This window comes from Micromonospora sp. NPDC002575 (assembly GCF_042889525.1).
GTDB lineage: Bacteria > Actinomycetota > Actinomycetes > Mycobacteriales > Micromonosporaceae > Micromonospora > Micromonospora carbonacea.
On the sequence record NZ_JBIARA010000019.1, the window covers coordinates 40637 to 57963 of the forward strand.

17 protein-coding genes, 1 tRNA gene and 1 CRISPR repeat array are annotated in these 17327 nt (G+C 73.4%); of the genes, 9 read left to right on the forward strand and 9 right to left on the reverse strand.

Annotated features, from left to right (window positions below; genetic code table 11):
* Window positions 1-45: 45 nt before the first annotated feature.
* Entirely contained in the window at window positions 46-1362 is a 1317-nt protein-coding gene (locus ACFYWL_RS24720; RefSeq protein WP_386976907.1) for an NAD(P)/FAD-dependent oxidoreductase, read from the forward strand.
* 64 nt (window positions 1363-1426) lie between these two features.
* Here the strand turns inward: ACFYWL_RS24720 and ACFYWL_RS24725 are convergent, their stop codons facing one another.
* Entirely contained in the window at window positions 1427-3253 is a 1827-nt protein-coding gene (locus tag ACFYWL_RS24725; RefSeq protein ID WP_386976909.1) for a hypothetical protein, read from the reverse strand.
* Between the two features lie 102 nt (window positions 3254-3355).
* Between ACFYWL_RS24725 and ACFYWL_RS24730 the strand changes: the two genes are divergently transcribed.
* The 3 genes from ACFYWL_RS24730 to ACFYWL_RS24740 all read left to right on the forward strand — a co-directional run bounded on the left by ACFYWL_RS24730 (window position 3356) and on the right by ACFYWL_RS24740 (window position 4912).
* Window positions 3356-3436, forward strand: a tRNA-Leu gene (locus ACFYWL_RS24730).
* Between the two features lie 168 nt (window positions 3437-3604).
* Window positions 3605-4420 (forward strand): Bax inhibitor-1/YccA family protein, encoded by an 816-nt coding sequence (locus tag ACFYWL_RS24735; protein ID WP_043961937.1) that lies wholly within the window; start codon window positions 3605-3607, stop codon window positions 4418-4420.
* A gap of 171 nt (window positions 4421-4591) precedes the next feature.
* A complete protein-coding gene (locus tag ACFYWL_RS24740) occupies window positions 4592-4912 on the forward strand; it encodes a hypothetical protein (protein ID WP_386976912.1) in 321 nt (106 codons plus the stop codon).
* Between the two features lie 99 nt (window positions 4913-5011).
* Here ACFYWL_RS24740 and ACFYWL_RS24745 read toward each other — a convergent pair whose 3' ends face one another.
* The 3 genes from ACFYWL_RS24745 to ACFYWL_RS24755 form a co-directional block, all read right to left on the reverse strand.
* Window positions 5012-6274 carry an acetyl-CoA C-acetyltransferase gene (locus ACFYWL_RS24745; RefSeq protein ID WP_386976915.1) on the reverse strand — a complete coding sequence of 421 codons (1263 nt, stop codon included), beginning with the start codon at window positions 6272-6274 and terminating at the stop codon, window positions 5012-5014.
* A 125-nt stretch (window positions 6275-6399) separates the two neighbouring features.
* Entirely contained in the window at window positions 6400-7230 is an 831-nt protein-coding gene (locus ACFYWL_RS24750; RefSeq protein WP_386976918.1) for an SGNH/GDSL hydrolase family protein, read from the reverse strand.
* The gene (locus ACFYWL_RS24755) at window positions 7227-8318 is read right to left on the reverse strand and encodes an SGNH/GDSL hydrolase family protein (RefSeq protein WP_386976921.1); all 1092 of its coding nucleotides are present in this window, start codon (window positions 8316-8318) and stop codon (window positions 7227-7229) included. The genes ACFYWL_RS24750 and ACFYWL_RS24755 overlap by 4 nt, the downstream gene beginning before the upstream one ends.
* Window positions 8319-8447: 129 nt before the next feature.
* Here ACFYWL_RS24755 and ACFYWL_RS24760 point away from each other — a divergent pair, with 129 nt between their 5' ends.
* Together ACFYWL_RS24760 and ACFYWL_RS24765 are read left to right on the forward strand one after the other, a co-directional pair.
* Complete coding sequence (locus ACFYWL_RS24760; protein ID WP_043963969.1) at window positions 8448-8804, forward strand: YkvA family protein; 357 nt, start codon at window positions 8448-8450, stop codon at window positions 8802-8804.
* 75 nt (window positions 8805-8879) lie between these two features.
* Entirely contained in the window at window positions 8880-10250 is a 1371-nt protein-coding gene (locus ACFYWL_RS24765; RefSeq protein WP_386976924.1) for a cystathionine beta-synthase, read from the forward strand.
* A gap of 85 nt (window positions 10251-10335) precedes the next feature.
* Here the strand turns inward: ACFYWL_RS24765 and ACFYWL_RS24770 are convergent, their stop codons facing one another.
* From ACFYWL_RS24770 to ACFYWL_RS24780, 3 genes are read right to left on the reverse strand one after another with little or no spacing between them, the layout of a single operon-like run.
* A complete protein-coding gene (locus ACFYWL_RS24770) occupies window positions 10336-10644 on the reverse strand; it encodes a hypothetical protein (protein WP_386976927.1) in 309 nt (102 codons plus the stop codon).
* Complete coding sequence (locus tag ACFYWL_RS24775; RefSeq protein ID WP_386976928.1) at window positions 10637-10906, reverse strand: hypothetical protein; 270 nt, start codon at window positions 10904-10906, stop codon at window positions 10637-10639. Before ACFYWL_RS24775 ends, ACFYWL_RS24770 begins: the two co-directional genes overlap by 8 nt.
* Complete coding sequence (locus tag ACFYWL_RS24780) at window positions 10906-11193, reverse strand: hypothetical protein (protein ID WP_386976931.1); 288 nt, start codon at window positions 11191-11193, stop codon at window positions 10906-10908. Before ACFYWL_RS24780 ends, ACFYWL_RS24775 begins: the two co-directional genes overlap by 1 nt.
* 232 nt (window positions 11194-11425) lie before the next feature.
* Here ACFYWL_RS24780 and ACFYWL_RS24785 point away from each other — a divergent pair, with 232 nt between their 5' ends.
* Both ACFYWL_RS24785 and ACFYWL_RS24790 read left to right on the forward strand, forming a co-directional pair.
* Entirely contained in the window at window positions 11426-12226 is an 801-nt protein-coding gene (locus ACFYWL_RS24785; RefSeq protein ID WP_386976934.1) for a helix-turn-helix transcriptional regulator, read from the forward strand.
* Window positions 12223-12417 carry a DUF397 domain-containing protein gene (locus ACFYWL_RS24790; protein WP_386977114.1) on the forward strand — a complete coding sequence of 65 codons (195 nt, stop codon included), beginning with the start codon at window positions 12223-12225 and terminating at the stop codon, window positions 12415-12417. The genes ACFYWL_RS24785 and ACFYWL_RS24790 overlap by 4 nt, the downstream gene beginning before the upstream one ends.
* Window positions 12418-12575: 158 nt before the next feature.
* Window positions 12576-13213: direct repeats of the CRISPR family, unit length 28 nt; unit sequence GGATCACCCCCGCGTGCGCGGGGAGCAG.
* Between the two features lie 341 nt (window positions 13214-13554).
* On the opposite strand, the gene ACFYWL_RS24795 is transcribed toward ACFYWL_RS24790, so the two are convergent.
* Window positions 13555-14064 (reverse strand): GNAT family N-acetyltransferase, encoded by a 510-nt coding sequence (locus ACFYWL_RS24795; protein WP_386976937.1) that lies wholly within the window; start codon window positions 14062-14064, stop codon window positions 13555-13557.
* On the reverse strand, window positions 14061-14993 hold the full coding sequence (locus ACFYWL_RS24800; RefSeq protein WP_386976940.1) for a ribonuclease Z: 933 nt from the start codon (window positions 14991-14993) through the stop codon (window positions 14061-14063). Before ACFYWL_RS24800 ends, ACFYWL_RS24795 begins: the two co-directional genes overlap by 4 nt.
* Window positions 14994-15542: 549 nt before the next feature.
* Between ACFYWL_RS24800 and ACFYWL_RS24805 the strand changes: the two genes are divergently transcribed.
* On the forward strand, window positions 15543-17282 hold the full coding sequence (locus tag ACFYWL_RS24805) for an alpha/beta hydrolase domain-containing protein (RefSeq protein WP_386976943.1): 1740 nt from the start codon (window positions 15543-15545) through the stop codon (window positions 17280-17282).
* Window positions 17283-17327: the final 45 nt, after the last annotated feature.

The following is a 17327-nucleotide window of genomic DNA, read 5'->3' on the forward strand; positions in this document are numbered from 1 at the left end:
GTCTCGAAAGGGGTTAGCGGAGCCGGCAGGGGAAAGATGGTAGGCGTGAATCCGAAGCGGATCCTTGTCGTCGGTGCCGGGCACGTCGGTCTCTACGCCGCCCTTCGCCTGTCGAAGAAGCTCTCCTCGCGTGAGGCGGAGGTCGTCGTCGTCGACCCGCAGCCGCACATGACGTACCAGCCGTTCCTTCCGGAGGCGGCGGCCGGCAACATCTCCCCCCGGCACTCCGTGGTGCCGCTGCGGCGGGAGTTGCGGCGGTGCAAGGTGGTGGCCGGCACGGTCACCCGGATCGAGCACGACCGCAAGGTCGCCACCGTACAGCCGATCAGCGGCCCGACCCGGGAGATCCCCTACGACCACGTCGTGGTGGCCCCCGGCTCGGTGTCCCGCACGCTGCCGATCCCCGGCCTGCACGAGCACGGCATCGGGTTCAAGACCATCGGCGAGGCCATCTACCTGCGCAACCACGTGCTGGACCGGCTCGACGTGGCGGCGGCCACCCAGGACGCGCAGGTGCGCCGCAGCGCCCTGACGTTCACTTTCGTCGGCGGCGGGTACGCGGGCATCGAGGCGCTGGCCGAGATGGAGGACATGGCCCGCGACGCGCTGCGCTACTACCCGGAGCTGGAGCCGGAGGACATGCGCTGGGTGCTCGTCGAGGCGACCCAGCGGGTGCTGCCCGAGGTCGACCGGGACATGGGCGCGTACACGGTGCAGCAGCTGCTGAAGCGGAACATGGACATCCGGCTGGACACCCGCCTGGAGTCCTGCGTCGACGGGGTGGTGAAGCTCTCCGACGGCGACAGCTTCCGCTCCGACACGATCGTCTGGACGGCCGGCGTCAAGCCGTCGCCGATGCTGGACGCCACCGACTTCCCGCGCGACGAGCGCCGCCGGGTCACCTGTCTGCCGACGCTCCAGGTCGTCGACGGCGACCGGGTGGTCGAGGGCGCGTGGAGCGCCGGCGACTGTGCGGCGGTGCCGGACCTGACCAAGGAGCCGGGCAACTTCTGCTCGCCCAGCGCCCAGCACGCGGTGCGTCAGGCCGCCCGGATGGCCGACAACATCGCCAACGTGATCCGGGGCCGTCAGCCGGTGGACTACCGGCACAAGCACGCGGGCAGCGTGGCCAGCCTCGGCCTGCACAAGGGCGTGGCCCAGGTCTACGGCATCAAGATGACGGGCTGGCCGGCGTGGTTCATGCACCGGACGTACCACATGTCGCGGATCCCGTCGTTCAACCGCAAGGTCCGGGTCGTGGTCGACTGGTCGCTGGCGTTCTTCCTCAAGCGCGAGGTGGTCGCGCTCGGCCAGCTGCACGACCCGCGCGAGGAGTTCGCCGAGGCATCCCAGCCCCGGTAAGGAAGGGCCCCCTGTTAACGCATTCGGTATAGCAGGGGCCCCTTCTTAACACCGGGGGGCGGCGTCAGGTGCGCCAGATCCAGGCGTCGGCGACCCGCTCGGCCGGGCCGTAGAGCTGGTCCAGGGTGGCGCGCAGGTCGTCGGCGTGGCGGGTGCCGTCGGCCACCGCGAAGCAGGACGCGCCCCAGCGTTCGGCGTCCTGGGCCGCCTGCCGTCGCTCCCGGTCGCCGATCACCGGCCGGCCGCCCCGCTGCGCCACCTCGCTGAGCAGGTACGACGTGGGGCGCTTCCAGGTGCCCATGGCGGCCGTGCCGCCCTTGCCGTACGGGGCGATGAAGAAGCCCTCGGGCATGCCGAACGCGGCGTCGGCGGCCGTCGCCCAGCGCATCGGCCACGGCTCCTTCGGTGTGGGCAGCGGCACCGGCACCAGCACCCCGCCGGGGCGGACGCACTCCCGCCAGTGGCCGGCGGAGATGAACTCCGGCAGCGCCGGCCGCTCGGCGGTGGGCAGCGGCGCAGGCAGGACCGGCAGCAGCGCGAGCCCGACCGCCGCCGGGACCAGCCGGCGGGCCCGCCCGGTGCCGCGCAGCGCCCGGTCCACGGCCAGCACCAGCAGCGTGGCGACCAGCGGCAGCACCGCTAGGGCGAACCGCATCGGCAGCGCCCCGTCGATCACGGGCAGGTCCTCGAGCAGGGCGTACGGGCCGGGGACGCTGGTCCGGTCGCCGCCGACGATCACCCTCGGGCCGAGCGACAGGGCGCCCATGACCAGCGCACCGGCCGCGCAGGCGAGCACCAGCGGGCGGCGGCCCAGCCAGAGGGCGCAGCCGAGGGCGACCACGAGCAGGGGCCAGCCGAGAAAGGTGTTGTATTCGGCCGGGCCGGTGGTGAGCCGGGCCGCGTCGTCGCTGCCGGCCGCCGACAGCGGGGAGAGCGTCCACCAGCTGGTCAGGTCGGCCGAGAAGTAGTGCGGGCTGAACATGCCGTCGGCGACGCCCTGCGGGCCGGCGAACTGGAACCACAGCGGGTAGCCCAGCACGAGCAGGGCCAGCCCGGCGGCGACCAGCATCCCCCCGGCGAAGCCGGGCAACGCCCGACGCACCAGCGCTCGGTCGGCCAGCGCGTACGCGACGGCCATCACCAGCAGCGTCAGCGCGCTGAGGAAGAGCACCTCCTCGCCGACGAAGACCTGGACGCTGATCACGGCGGCGAGGCCGACGGCCGAGGTGAGCATGCGGCGGCGGTCCGGCCCGTTCAGCGGGTCGGCCGCGCGCAGCAGCCGGACCACCAGCCAGACGATCACCGGCACCAGCCACTGGGCGGTCATGTGCAGGTGGCTGTTGGTCTGCGAGACGATGCCCGGCCCGAAGCCGCACAGCCCGGCGCCGAGCGCGGCGGCGAGCCGGCGGGCTCCCAGGACGCGGGTGAACAGCAGGTGCCAGGCGAGGGCGGTGCCGGCGAGGTTGAGCCCGGCGAGCAGGGCGAAGGTGACCGGCGCGCCGAACAGCAGGGTGACCGGGGCGAAGGCCACGCCGAGCGCGATGACCGTGGTGTTGGCCATCAGGTTCACCCCGTCCGGGGCGTTGAGCCGGTCGGTGAGCAGCCCGAAGTCGCCGAGCAGGGCGCGCGAGTCGACGGCGAGGAACCACTCGTACAGCGTCTGGTCCTCGGGGTTGAGCGCCAGCACCCGGCCGGACGGGTCGGGCCAGAGCCCGTGGGTGAGCCAGCCCGCCAGGGCCGTGAACAGCAGCCCGACGAGCAGGTCGCCCCGGTGCCGCCCGACGGCGGCCCGCAGCCGGACCCACCGGCCCGCGGCCCGGGCGGGGACGTCGTCGGATCGGACCGCCCGGTCGGGGGCGGCGTCGGGAGCCGTGGGGGCTGCGCTGCTCACGGGTCGACCCTAGTGCGGGAGTGCCGGCGGGGTACGCCGGGTCGTGGCGGACCCGCTACGGTGACAACTGCACTGGCGCGTGGCGACGCGCGGGGCCGCCCAGCCCGGGTGGTGGAACGGCAGACACGGCCGCCTTAAAAGCGGCTGCCGCAAGGCGTGCGGGTTCGACCCCCGCCCCGGGCACGCGCAGCACGGTGACGGCGACCGCGCCGGTGACGGCGAGGCGTCACGGCGGGTCTCTCAGCTTCTTCACAGCTCCTGCGCCGCTCCGTGATCTCCACGGCGTCGAGCGGGGCGTCTACCCTGGAAGGGCACGTTCACGTGCGACGACCCCCTGAGGGAGGCCAGACAGTGAAGACTTCGAACCCGGTGCTCGCCCGACTCGGCCAGGCGGCCGAGCGGGAACGGGCCACCGGGTACGCCCCGACCGGGCCCTACGGGCAGCCCGGCTACCCGCAGCAATATCCGGGCGCGACCGGCTACCCGGCCGCGCCGCCCACCGTGACGCCGATGTCGATCGACGACGTGGTGGTCAAGACCGTCGTGTTGCTGGGCATCCTCGGCGCGTCCGCCGCGGCGGCCTGGGTGCTCGTCCCGGACGCGCTGCTCGGCGTGGCCTGGATCGGCGCGGCGGTCGTGGGCCTGGTCCTCGGCCTGATCATCTCGTTCTCCCGGATGGCCAACCCGGCGCTGGTCATCGCGTACGCCGTCGTCGAGGGCGTCTTCGTCGGCATGGTGAGCAAGGCGTTCAACTCGCTCTACGACGGCATCGTGCTCCAGGCCGTGGTGGCCAGCTTCGGCGTGTTCTTCCTGATGGCCATGCTCTACAAGGCACGGGTCATCCGGGCCACCCCGAAGTTCGTCCGGGGCATGGTCGCGGCGATGGTCGGCCTGTTCGCGGTCATGTTGATCAACCTGGTGCTGGCGCTGTTCGGCGTCAACACCGGCCTGCGCGATGGCAGCCCGCTGGCCATCGGCTTCAGCCTGGTCTGCATCGTGGTCGCCTCGCTGAGCTTCGTGCTCAGCTTCGCGGAGGTCGAGGAGGGCGTCCGGATGGGGCTGCCCCAGCGCTACTCCTGGACGGCGGCGTTCGGCATCCTGGTCAGCCTGGTCTGGCTCTACATCGAGATCCTGCGCCTGCTCAGCTACTTCCAGGGCGACGACTGATCCTCGTCGCTCGACGGCGCCCGCCCCGCGATCTCCCGCGGCGGCGGGCGCCGTCGTGTTCCGGGCCCGACGGACCCGCCCCGGGCGTCCGCCGGCCACCGCCGGCCGCGCCGGGCGGGCGGCGACCGCACGGGGTACGCCGGCCCCGGCGGCGTCCGTAGACTCGGCGCGGTGAGCGCAGCGGAACTGGGCCGGGCGGTGGAGCTGCTGGTCCGTCAGGTCGGGCACTGGCAGCAGCCGCGCTGGGCGGCCTCGGCCGGCGGCGGCAACGTGTCCCGGGCCGACCTGGTGCACCGGCTGGTGCAGGAGATCGCGAACCTCGCGGCCGACGCCGAGGGGCAGCCCCGCCGGGCGGTGCCCCGGCTCGACAACGACCTCGCCCTGCCCGACCAGCTCCGGGTGGTCGCCGCCGACCTGCTGGCGGCGAACCCGCCGGAGGCGGCGCTGACCCGGGCCGCCGCCGAGGTGACGGCGACCCGGTCCGCGCTTTGACGCTCGTGCTCGGACGCCCCTGCTCGGACGCCCGTGCTCTGACGCTCGCGCTCGGCCGCCCGGGCCGCTGACGCGAGCGCCGGGAGGCGTCGCGGCGGCTCAGCTCAGGCGTTCGAGGACCATGGCCATGCCCTGCCCGCCGCCGACGCACATCGTCTCCAGGCCGATGCTCTTGTCGTGCCACTCGAGGGCGTTGAGCAGCGTGCCGGTGATCCGGGCACCGGTCATGCCGAACGGGTGGCCGACGGCGATCGCCCCGCCCATCACGTTCAGCTTCTCCTCGTCGATGCCGAGCTGCCGGTAGGAGGGGATGACCTGGGCGGCGAACGCCTCGTTGATCTCGACCAGGTCGACGTCGCCGATGGTCATCCCGGCGCGGCGCAGGGCCTGCTTCGACGCCTCCACCGGCCCGAGGCCCATGATCTCGGGGGAGAGCGCGGTGACGCCGGTGGAGACGATCCGCGCCAGCGGGGTGAGGCCGAGGTCCCGGGCCCGCTGGGCGCTCATGATCACCACGGCGGCGGCCCCGTCGTTGAGCGGGCAGCAGTTGCCGGCGGTGATTCGGCCGTCGGGGCGGAACACCGGCTTGAGCCCGGCGACGCCCTCCAGGGTCACCCCCGGACGGGGGCCGTCGTCGGTGTCGACCACGGTGCCGTCGGGGGTGGTGACCGGGGTGATCTCCCGGGCCCAGAAGCCGTCGGCGATCGCCTTCTCGGCCAGGTTCTGGCTGCGCACGCCGAAGGCGTCCATCTCGGCGCGGCTCACGTCGTACGCCTGGGCCAGGTTCTCGGCGGTCTGCCCCATGGCCAGGTAGACGTCGGGCAGCTCCCCGGCGGAGCGGGGGTCGGTCCAGACCTCCGCGCCGCCCTCGGCCCGCCGCGCCGAGCGCTCCCGCGCGGCGGCGAAGCGCGGGTTCTCCCAGCCGCCCCCGACCAGCGCCTGCGCCTGCGGCGGGAGCGCGTCGGAGTTGCCGCGCGCGTACCGGGAGACGGTCTCCACCCCGGCGGAGACGAACACGTCGCCCTCGCCGGCCCGGATCGCGTGCATCGCCATCCGGGTGGTCTGGAGCGACGAGGCGCAGTAGCGGGTGAGCGTGGCGCCGGGCAGGCCGTCGAGGCCCAGCAGGGTGGCGACGACGCGGGCCATGTTGAAGCCCTGCTCGCCGCCGGGCAGGCCGCACCCGAGGTAGAGGTCGTCGATCTCGGTGGGGTCGAGCTGGGGGATCTTGTCCAGGGCGGCCCGGACGATGGTGGCGGCGAGGTCGTCGGGGCGGACGTCGCGTAGGGAACCCTTGTGCGCCCGACCGATGGGGGAGCGGGCGGTGGCGACGATGACGGCGTCGCGGGACGACTCAGTCGGCATGAACCAACGTTAACTTGGCGGTAATCTACCGGGAAGCGGAGCGACCGGCGGGAAATGTCACCCCGGCCCGCCGGGCGCGGGCCGACTAGCGGCAGGCTGGGCCGATCAGTGGCGGGCCGGCCCGATCAGTGGCGGGGCGCGACGTTCGCGGCGGCGGCGACGGCCGGAAGCAGGGCGTGCGCCCAGATCCGGTACCCGTCGGCGGACGGGTGGAAGCCGTCGTGACAGAACGTGCCGGCGTCGGCCCGGAACACCGGGCCGGTCTCCGTGCCCAGGTCGACCACCGTGCCGCCCGCGTCGAGCACGGCGGCCGTCTGCGCGCGGGCGATCCGCCGGCCGGACCAGCCGACCACCTGCCGCAGCGGCGGCGCGATCGCGCGGGCCGCGCCGAGATCCGGGCAGGTGCCGACCACCACCTCGACCTGTGCCTCGCGCAGCCGCCGCACCGCCGAACCGAGGTATGCCCCGGCCTCGGCCGGGCTGCGCAGCGCGGTGGCGTCGTTGGCGCCGATCAGGACCACCGCCACGTCGGGGCGCGGGCCGAGCAGGGCCCGGGCCACCTGGGTGGCCAGGTCGGTGGAGCGGGAGCCGGACACCCCGACGCTGGACAGGTGCACCCGCCGGCCGGTCGGCCCCTCGGCGAGCAGGTTGGCCAACTGCCCGCCGACGGTGTCGCCGAGCCGGGCCACCCCGACCCCCAGCGCGGACGAGTCGCCGAGCAGGACCAGCCGCAGCGGCGGCGCGCCGGCCCGGCCGACCGTCGCGCGCAGGGCCAGGCCCAGCTCCGGCTGGGCGTACGGGCGGTTGCGGGCCAGGAACGCCTCGCCGGCCAGGACGGCCGCGCCGCCGATCGTCCCGGCGACCAGGGACACCGCCGCCGCCCGCCCCAGCCGGACGGCGAGCCCCGCGCCGAGCCCCCGGTCACCACCGCCGCGCCTGCCGCCCTGCTCGGTCATGGCCGTCCTTCCAGTGTGGGTGAGTCGGCGGCCGGGCCGGCCTGCGGCACCACGCCGACGCCGAAGAAGGCCCGCCGGCGCAACTGCGCCCACCGCCCGCCCGGCCCGCGGTCGCGGCCCCGGACCTGGGTGGCGCTGACCTCCGTGCCGGCGTGCCGGGCCGCCTCCTGGGCCGCCTCCGGCAGCGACCGTACGCCTTCGCCGCGGGTGAGGCCGGGGCGGCGCTCCTGCACCCCGCCGAGCGCGGAGAGCACCGTCGGCAGCAGCGCGGCGGCGGCCACCGCGTAGCCCTCCGCGGAGGGGTGGAACCGGTCCCAGGCGAACATCCGGGTCGGCTCGGCGACGAACCGGGGGCCGAGCAGGTCGCCGAGGGAGACCGTCCAGCCGCCCGCCTCGACCACCGCCACCGTCTGGGCGGCGGCGAGCTGGCGGCTCCACCGCCGGGCCAGCCAGCGCAGCGGCGGCTGGATCGGCTGGATGGCCCCGAGGTCGGGACAGGTGCCCACCACCACCTCGCAGCCGACCCCGCGCAGCGCGCGGACCGCGTCGACCAGGTAGCGCACCGCCAGGGCCGGCGGGGTGCGGTTGGTGACGTCGTTGCCGCCGATCAGGATCACCGCGACGTCGGGCGAGACCTCCAGCGCGGCCTCCACCTGCGGCTTCAGGCCCGACGAGATGGCACCCACCACGGCGAACCGGTGCAGCCGGACCGGCCGGTGCAGCCGGCGGGACAGCCCGGTGGCCAGCAGCGAGCCGGGCGTCTCCCGGCGGCGGTGCACGCCGTAGCCGGCGGCGGAGGAGTCGCCGAGGACGACCATGGTCAGCGGCGGGCCGGAAAGCTTCGCGCCGTAGACGCCGTCGCAGCGGGGCGGGGGCGCCTCGGCCATCGGGATGGTGCGCCGGGCCTGCCGGGCCTGGCCGAGCAGGACCCCCGTCGTCGCCGCGGCGGCTGCGGCGGTGGCGCCCGTGCCGATCGCCGCCACGCGGGCCACCCGCCGCGCACGCTGCCAGCGCGGGCCGAGCTGCCACCGCGGGGCGGACTGCCCGCGCGGACCGGCCGGTGCGACGGAAACCCCAGCGACCCCCATACACCGACATTATCGCGCCGGTACGACACGCCGCTGTCGTCGTACTGCCCGGTTTCTGGCTGGGAGGCGACGGTTGCGGGTACCACTTGCGTGGACACCGCACGCTGTGGAGTCGGAAGGGGCGTGGAGATGGGGAAGACACTGAAGCGCGGCGCGGCGTTCGCGGCGCTGGCCCGGGCGCTGACCGCCGGGGCGCGGGGCGGCCCGTCGCTGGGGGCCCGGCTGGCGGCGCTGCCCCGGATGATCCGGGCCACCACCCGCGGCGAGTACGACGGCGGCCTGCGGCTGGCCCTGATGACCGCGGCGACGGCGTACATCGTCTCGCCGATCGACCTGCTCCCGGAGATCCCGCTGGCGGTCTTCGGCCTGGCCGACGACGCGGTGATGGTGACCTGGCTGGCCGGCGCGGTGCTCGCCGAGACCGAGCGGTTCCTGGAGTGGGAGGTCCGCCGGGCCTCCGTCATCCCGGGCCATGTGGTGCCCTGACGGGACGTACGCTGGGCGTCGAATCAACGTCTGCCCGGCCGCCGTCGCCGGCGCCGCAACGAAGGGCACAACGAGGTGCACTACTACGACAACGTCGTCGAGATGATCGGCAACACCCCGCTGGTGCGGCTGCGCAGCGTGACCGAGGGCATCCGGGCCACCGTGTTGGCGAAGGTGGAATACCTCAACCCGGGCGGCTCGGTGAAGGATCGCATCGCGCTGCGCATGGTCGAGGACGCCGAGGCCGCCGGCATCCTCAAGCCCGGCGGCACGATCGTCGAGCCGACCAGCGGCAACACCGGCGTCGGCCTGGCCCTCGTGGCGCAGCTCAAGGGCTACCGGTGCGTGTTCGTCTGCCCCGACAAGGTCAGCCAGGACAAGCAGGACGTGCTGCGGGCGTACGGTGCGGAGGTGGTGGTCTGCCCGACCGCCGTCGCGCCGGAGGACCCGCGCTCCTACTACAACGTCTCCGACCGGCTGGCCCGGGAGATCCCCGGCGCGTGGAAGCCCGACCAGTACAGCAACCCGGCCAACCCGCGCTCGCACTACGAGACCACCGGCCCGGAGCTGTGGAAGCAGACCGACGGCCGGCTGACCCACTTCGTGGCCGGCGTGGGCACGGGCGGCACCATCTCCGGCATCGGTCGCTACCTCAAGGAGGTCTCCGACGGGCGGGTGAAGATCGTCGGGGCGGACCCGGAGGGCTCCGTCTACTCCGGCGGCACCGGCCGGCCCTACCTCGTGGAGGGCGTCGGCGAGGACTTCTGGCCCACCACGTACGACCGGGGCGTCGCCGACCGGATCGTGGAGGTCTCCGACAAGGCGTCGTTCGAGATGACCCGGCGGCTGGCCCGCGAGGAGGGGCTGCTGGTCGGCGGGTCCTGCGGGATGGCCGTGGTCGCCGCGCTGGAGGTGGCCCGCGACGCCGGCCCGGACGACGTGATCGTGGTGCTGCTGCCCGACAGCGGCAAGGGCTACCTGTCGAAGATCTTCAACGACTCGTGGATGGCCCGGTACGGCTTCCTCGACAACTCCGGCACCGAGCCGACCGTGGCCGACGCCCTCGCCGGCAAGCCCGGCGGGCTGCCCGAGCTGGTGCACGTGCACCCCACCGAGACGGTCCGCGACGCCATCGACTATATGCGCGAGTACGGCGTCTCCCAGCTCCCGGTGCTCAAGGCCGAGCCGCCCGTGGTCACCGGCGAGGTGGCCGGCTCGGTCGCCGAGAAGGACCTGCTCGACGCCCTGTTCACCGGCCAGGCGCACCTGCACGACACCATCGAGCGGCACACCTCCGACCCGCTGCCGATGATCGGCGGCGGCCAGCCGGTGAGCGAGGCGGTCGCCCTGCTGGAGAAGTCGGACGCGGCGCTGGTGCTGGTCGACGGCAAGCCCAAGGGCGTGCTCACCCGGCAGGACCTGCTCGCCCACCTCGGCGCCCGCTGAAGCTGTAAGGAAGGGCACCTTATTAACGCTTTCGGTAGAGGAGGGGCCCCTTCTTAACACCGGCCTTGGCAGCGGCAGCCGCCGGTCACGCGCGACGCCTCGGCTGAGCCGAAGTCCGCGTGACCGGTGGGCGGGGCGGGGCCGGTGCCCTTGCGGCGTGGTTCAGCCACCGCAGTCCCGCCGGCCGGACATAGATCGAGCGACGGTCCACGGCATGCCCTTTGGAGTCCACCTGGTAGCCGTCGAGCCAAAGCCAGCCGTGGTAGGTGTGCCAGTCGTCGTGAACGCGGATGACGCGGAAGAAGATGGGCCGGACGAACTGGACGCTGGCGGCACGGGTGACGTGCAGAAGGTCGCCCGGCACCGGCCTTCCGGGCGGCGCGGCCTCAGACATCACCGCTGCGCTGATCGCCCTGCGCGGGCAGGACCATGTCGAGCCACCCCAGGTGCCGCAGCTCCATGTCCGGGTCGGGTGGCAGGCCGCGCCGCCGGCGCTCCTCGACCCCCAGGCGGTACCAATCCCCCATGTACGCCACGAGCAGCTCGCCCCGGCCGGCGAACTCCACGAGAGTCGACAACTGCCGCTCGAAGCACGGCCACGGCTCGCCGCAGACGAAGCACGGGCCGCCCGCGTACCTCGGTGGGTGTGCGGCCATCACCGCTCCCGCGCCTCGGGCCCCGGGCGGACCGTCGGGGCGTCGATGATGGCCTGCACCCGGACCATCACGACGCGCTCGCGCCACGGCGTTCCGTCGGGGCGCAACTCCAGCCCTTCGAGCCGCACCCACCGCGACGCCAGGAAGTTCGCGTACCGAGGAACGTAGGTGACCTGCAACGACAGCACCGTCTGCCCGATGCAGTAGTCGCACGGTTGGAGGGTGAGCACGTCGCCGGCGGTGACCAGCGGGTTCACTCTCGACGCCTGTCCCCGTTCAGGGCTCATTCCCTTCCCCTCCTCGCGGCGTAGGTGGGGGTCGCCGGCTCGCGGAAGGACCGGGCGACCCCCGGCGCAGAACTCGCCTCCGCCTCCGGGCCGAAAGCGAATCCGCGTGGTGACAGTCTGGTGAGAGCGCCGTTACTCTCGATACGCGCTCGCCCGGTCCGCGCAGGTCAGCGGCGCGACCGGGCGGGCGTGCGGGACACGCCGACGAGGACGAGCCGAAACTGGGGGATGGATGGGCACTGCCACGAACTACGTGCTCGGGGAGCTGCGACTGTTCCGAGCGTCACTCGGGACCAGCCAGGAAGAGTTCGGCCGATCCATCGGCTACTCCGGCTCGCATGTCAGCTCCGTCGAGACGGGGGGACGCCCGCCGACGAAGGAGTACATGAAGGCGGTCGATGAGCACTACCAGCTCGGTGACCGGTTCGGTCGGATGCTCCGCGAACTGGCCAAACTGGACGCCGAACCGGTCTGGCTGCGCGAATGGATCGAGTTCGAGCGCGAGGCGACCACGCTGCGGTGGTTCGAGCTGTCGTACCTCCCGGGTTTGCTCCAAACCGAGCGGTACGCGCGGGCGACGCTGGCGGGTGGGCGGTTCACCGCCGACGAGGTGGAGCGGATCGTCGCGTCCAGGCTCAACCGGCAGGAGATCCTGGAGCGCGAGCGTCCGCCGCAGTTCATCGCAGTGGTGGACGAGAGCGTGCTGCGCCGACCCGTGCTCGATCAGCCGGGGCTCATGGCGGAGCAGCTCGACCACCTTGCCGAACAGTCGATGCGGGAACACGTCCAGGTGCACGTCGTGCCCGTCGACGCCGGCATGTACCTGGGGCTGGCCGGCCAGTTCATCATCGCCGAGCTGCCCGACGGTGCGCGGGTGGCGCACGCGGACAACCAGCTCAACGCGCAGATCGTCGATGCGCCCGCCGACGTTGCTAGGCTCGCGAAGACGTGGGAGATCGTGCGGAACGAGGCGCTTTCCCGCCGGCAGTCCATCGAACTGATCAAGGAGGTGGCCAAGTCATGGAGTCGATGACGACCCCGCAGTGGCGGAAGTCGACCAGGTCCGGCGGCAACGGCGGGTCCTGCGTCGAGGTCGCGGACAACATGCCGGGCGTCGTGCTGGTGCGCGACACCAAGGACCGCGACGGCGGCACCCTCCGCTTCACCCCCGACACCTGGCAGTCCTTCGTCGACCTGGCGAAGAAGAGCAGCCCGCTGGGCTGATTCCCCTTCCCCGAATGCCGACGAAGGTCCCCAGCGTGTGAAGCTGGGGACCTTCGTCGATCGGGGGTACGGCTCGTCGCCTGCGCGGCCGTCCGGTTGTCGGCCGTCCGGGCTGGTTCGGGTGCGCCCCTGAACAGGTTCGGCGGACCGCCGCGTCTGGAATCGGCCCACGTGCGCGGGAAGCAGTCCAGGTCGAAGACCTGCGGCGGCCTCTGCGCGGGATCACCCCCACGTACGCGGGGAGCAGCCCATCGGTGCGGCGTGCGTCTGCGCCGCGCGCGGATCACCCCCGCATGCGCGGGGAGCAGGCATTGGGGACGGCGACGACGACGCCATCGAGCGGATCACCCCCGCGTGCGCGGGGAGCAGGAGCGGTCTCAGGCTCATCGACCTGCACGCAGGGGATCACCCCCGCGTGCGCGGGGAGCAGGGGACTGAGCCCCTTCCCTCTTCCTTCCCTCTGGGATCACCCCCGCGTGCGCGGGGAGCAGGCGCTCCCGTCCTCGCGCCGGGTCTTGCAGCCGGGATCACCCCCGCGTGCGCGGGGAGCAGTTCCGATCACTCGGACTGACGAAGGCGAACGGAGGATCACCCCCGCGTGCGCGGGGAGCAGGCCGCCGAGACCGGCACCGCTGCACACGACATCGGATCACCCCCGCGTGCGCGGGGAGCAGTCGATGCTGTCCAGCAGGCGCGTGGTGTTGCCGGGATCACCCCCGCGTGCGCGGGGAGCAGCCGTCACCGGAGCGGCGCGGCCGGGCCGGACTCGGATCACCCCCGCGTGCGCGGGGAGCAGACTTCTTGGCCTGCGGCTCTAAAGATCAACTTCCTGGTTTTCCTTCACTTTGCTGCACAAGATCATCAGTCACATGCCCCTTCCTCCGGCGCGTTCCGCGAGGGCGAGCACAGCCTAGTGTCGGCAGGCGCTGATTTGAAGAAGGCGATCGGTGATCCGACGAACTCCAAGGTGCTGCGCTCCGGATACGGAAGGGGCGGCTGGACCGGCGCACCGGGGTCCGTCGGCGGCCCGCTCGCCGTCACCACGTACGCCTCTCGCTTGGCCGCCTGTCGGCGCGCCCGGGGCGAGGGTGAGAGGGGAACCCTTCTATACCGTAGGCGTTAATAGGGGGCCCTTCCTTACACAAAGCGCGCGTAGCGGAGCTGGGGGACGCCGACGCGCCCAATTTGTTCCTCGCGGTGCTCGCCGGTCGCCTGCCAGCCGCTCCGCTCGTAGAAGCGCCGGGCCGGCGCGTTGTCCGCCAGCACCCACAGCGCCGCCCGGGTCCAGCCCCGGTCGCGCATGGTGGCCAGCGCGTCGTCCATCAGCGCCCGGCCCGTGCCCCGCCCCCGCTCGCCGGGTTCGAGGTGGATGGCGTTGAGCAGCCCGGTCGCCGGGTCGCCCGCGTCGTCCGGGCCCACGTAGCTGAAGCCGACCAGCCGGCCGTCGCGCTCGGCGACGGTCATCAGGTGGTCGTCGCGCTCCCAGGTCCACCGCTCCACCCAGTACGACCCCATCGCCTCCGCCGTCGGCTCGGCGAGGGCCTCCGCCGGCAGGAACGACGAGTACGCCGCCACCCGGGAGCGCTGGTGCAGCGCCCCCACGGCATGCAGGTCGTCGACGGTGGCGTGGCGGAGGGTGATCGTCACCCGGCCGAGGGTACCCGCCGGGGCGGGACCGGCACGGTGGTCAGGTCCTCGGCGACGACCAGGTCACCGGCGAAGTGCTCCCGGGCCTCGTCGGCGAAGCGCCGCGCGTCGCCGTAGCGCTGGGAGAAGTGGGTGAGCACCAGCGTGCGTACCCCCGACTCGGCCGCCACCCGCGCGGCCTGGCCCGCCGTGAGGTGCCCGACCTCGGCGGCGAGCGCGGCCTCGCTCGCCAGGAACGTCGACTCGATGACCAGCAGGTCGGCGTGCTCGGCGAGGGCGTACACGTTGTCGCAGAGGCCGGTGTCCATCACGAAGGCGAACCGCTGCCCCGGCCGGGTCACGCTCACCTCGTCGCGGGTGACGCGACGCCCGCCGACGTCGAGGTGCCCGGCGCGCAGCAGCTCGCCGACGGCGGGCCCGGCGATCCCGTACGCGGCGAGCTTCTGCGGCAGCATCCGGCAGCCGTCCGGCTCGACGAGCCGGTAGCCGTACGTCTCGATGGGGTGCCGCAGCCGGCGGGCCTCCAGGATGCCGCCGCCGCGCAGGGCGACCCGCTGCCCGTCTGCGGCGATCGGCTCGACGGCCAGTTCGGCGGTCTCGTGGAAGGAGCTGGCGTGCCGCAGCCGGGCGAAGTAGTCGGCCCCGCCGGCCGGGAAGTGCACCGCCACCGGGCGCGGGACCCGGTCCAGGGAGAGCCGCTGGATGGTGCCGGGCAGCCCGAGGCAGTGGTCGCCGTGGAAGTGGGTGACGCAGATCCGGGTCAGGTCGGTGGCGGTGACGCCGGTGTGCAGGAGCTGCCGCTGGCTGCCCTCGCCCGGGTCGAAGAGGATCACCTCGTCGTCCCAGCGCAGCACGTACCCGTTGTGGTTGCGCGCCCGGGTCGGGGCCTGGCTGGCCGTCCCGAGCACCACCAGTTCACGCATGGACACGGCGCTCTCCCCGGCGGATACATGAAGCGACCCCCGGGGCTTCCGTGCTCGCGCACGGGCCGGCTGGACTTGGCCGGCACCCCGGGGGTCGGGTGGCTGTCGTGGTTTCGCCGCACCGCTGCCACACGGTCTCGACGATTGTGCACCCGCCTCGCGGCGGGCAGTTGTCACTGTCGAGGACAGCGGCTAGCGGACAGCCACCTCACGAGTCCGATTGCTATACAAGTCTGGACCACCTCCTTTCCCGTGTACCGCCACGCTACCCACTGGATCCCCGGTGCCGGTAGTGATTTTTGAGGAACTCTCGACGGGGCGAGTACGCCCGGGGCGTCGCCGCCGACGGGGCGGAGCAGGCGGACTTTCGCTTGAATCATCGAAAGTTCGTGCATGTCTGGCCTATCTTTCGCCTCAACTGGGCATTACTGTCTGTTCCACGCAGTCTGAGCAGCCCGATCTCGACCAGCCACACCCCGACCAGCAACACCTCGACCAGCCGCATCTCGCCACCGCCCGAGTCGTCCCCTCGGTCGCTCCCCAGTGAGGTGAACTGTGCCCGTCCTCCCCTCCACCACCACCCGAACACCCGCCCGGCGATCACTGATCGCGTTCGGCCTGGCCGGCGCGTTGGCCGTGACCGCCGGCCCGATCGCCCCGGCAGCCGCAGCCGGCCGACCGGCCGGTCCGACCCCGCCCCGACCGTCCACCGCCACCGGCGCGAACGTGGCGAATCCGGTGGTCGCCGGCCCGATCGCCCGGACCACCCCGATCGGCGACTCCCGGCACGGCTACCCGTTCCTCGCCACCGACGTCGACCTCGCCGCCACCGGCTACGTCGAGGAGGAGTTCTTTCTCTTCGGCACCGCCACCCGGTACGCGCCGCAGGGCACCCAGAACGCGACGGTGCTCGGCACCGACCAGCCCTACGGCACCCGGCTGGTCGTCCGCCGGCCCGCCAGCACCAAGAAGTTCAACGGCGTCGTGATCGCCGAGTGGAACAACGTCAGCAACCAGTGGGACCAGGAGGTCGACTGGTTCCAGTCGCACGAGCACCTGATCCGGGAGGGATACGCCTGGGTCGGGGTCTCCGCCCAGCGGGCCGGGCTGCACTCGGCCACCGGGCTCAAGGCGTGGAGCCCCAGCCGCTACGGCCCGTTGGACCTCACGGTGGGCGGCACGGTCACCGACGACAGCCTCTCGTACGACGTCTTCAGCCAGGCGGTGAAGGCGGTCCGCAGCCCGACCGGCGTCGACCCGCTGGGCAAGCTGCCGGCCCCCCGGTACGTGATCGCCACCGGCCACTCGCAGTCCGCCGGCCGGCTCGCGAACTACTACAACGGCGTCCAGCCGTCGGCGAACGTGCTCGACGCGGTCGTCCTGCACGGCGGCGGCGGGGTGCTGCGCACCGACCTGGCGACCCCGGTGTTCCGGCTCAACTCCGAAGGGGACGTCGCCAGCGGCATCCTGCCCGCGGCGGCGCGGGCCCAGCCCGACTCGCCGGTCCTGCGGTCCTGGGAGGTCGCCGGCGCGTCGCACGGCGACTGGAAGCTGATCACCGACTACGGTCCGCTGCGCAAGCGGGACATCGGCAGCTACCCGGGCGGCTACCCGGGCGAGCCGCAGACCTGCACGCTCCCCTCCCTGTCGCGGGTGCCGCAGCACATGACGCAGAACGCGGTGTACGACCACACCGTCGCCTGGGTCGCCCACGGCGTCGCTCCGCCGACCGCGCCCCGGATCGACATGACCGGCACGACGCCACCGGCCGTCGCCCGGGACGACCTCGGGCTCGCCCTCGGTGGCATCCGGCTCGCCCAGCACGAGGCGCCGCTGCGGATCAACAGCGGCAGCAACAGCGGGCCCGGCTTCTGTTTCCTCGACGGCAGTTCGGTGCCGCTGACCGACGCGCAGCTCGCCACGCTCTACCCGACCGTCCGGTCGTACGTCGACGCCAGCGTCGCCGCGACGCTACGCGCCGCCGACGCCGGACACCTGCCCGGGTCGTTCACCCGCGATCCCGCCTGGTACTCGGACCTGCGTGACCTGCTCGGCGAGTACGTGGCCGCCGGCCGGATCAGCGAGCACGTGGCGGCCCGGCTGGAGGACCGGCTCCGGCGAGCCGAGCAGGCCGGCACCGCCGGCAACGCGGCCCGCGCGAGCGCGCTGCTGGAGCAGTTGGCCGACCGGGCGGAGAAGTTGATCACCCGCGACCCGGCCGCCCGGGACGGGGTGCTGCGGACGACCGAGGCGCTGATCGCGCTCCTCGACGCGGCACAGCGCCGCACCCGGTGACCCGACCGCGCCGGCCGCCCACCGGCCGGCGCGGTCCCCGCCCGG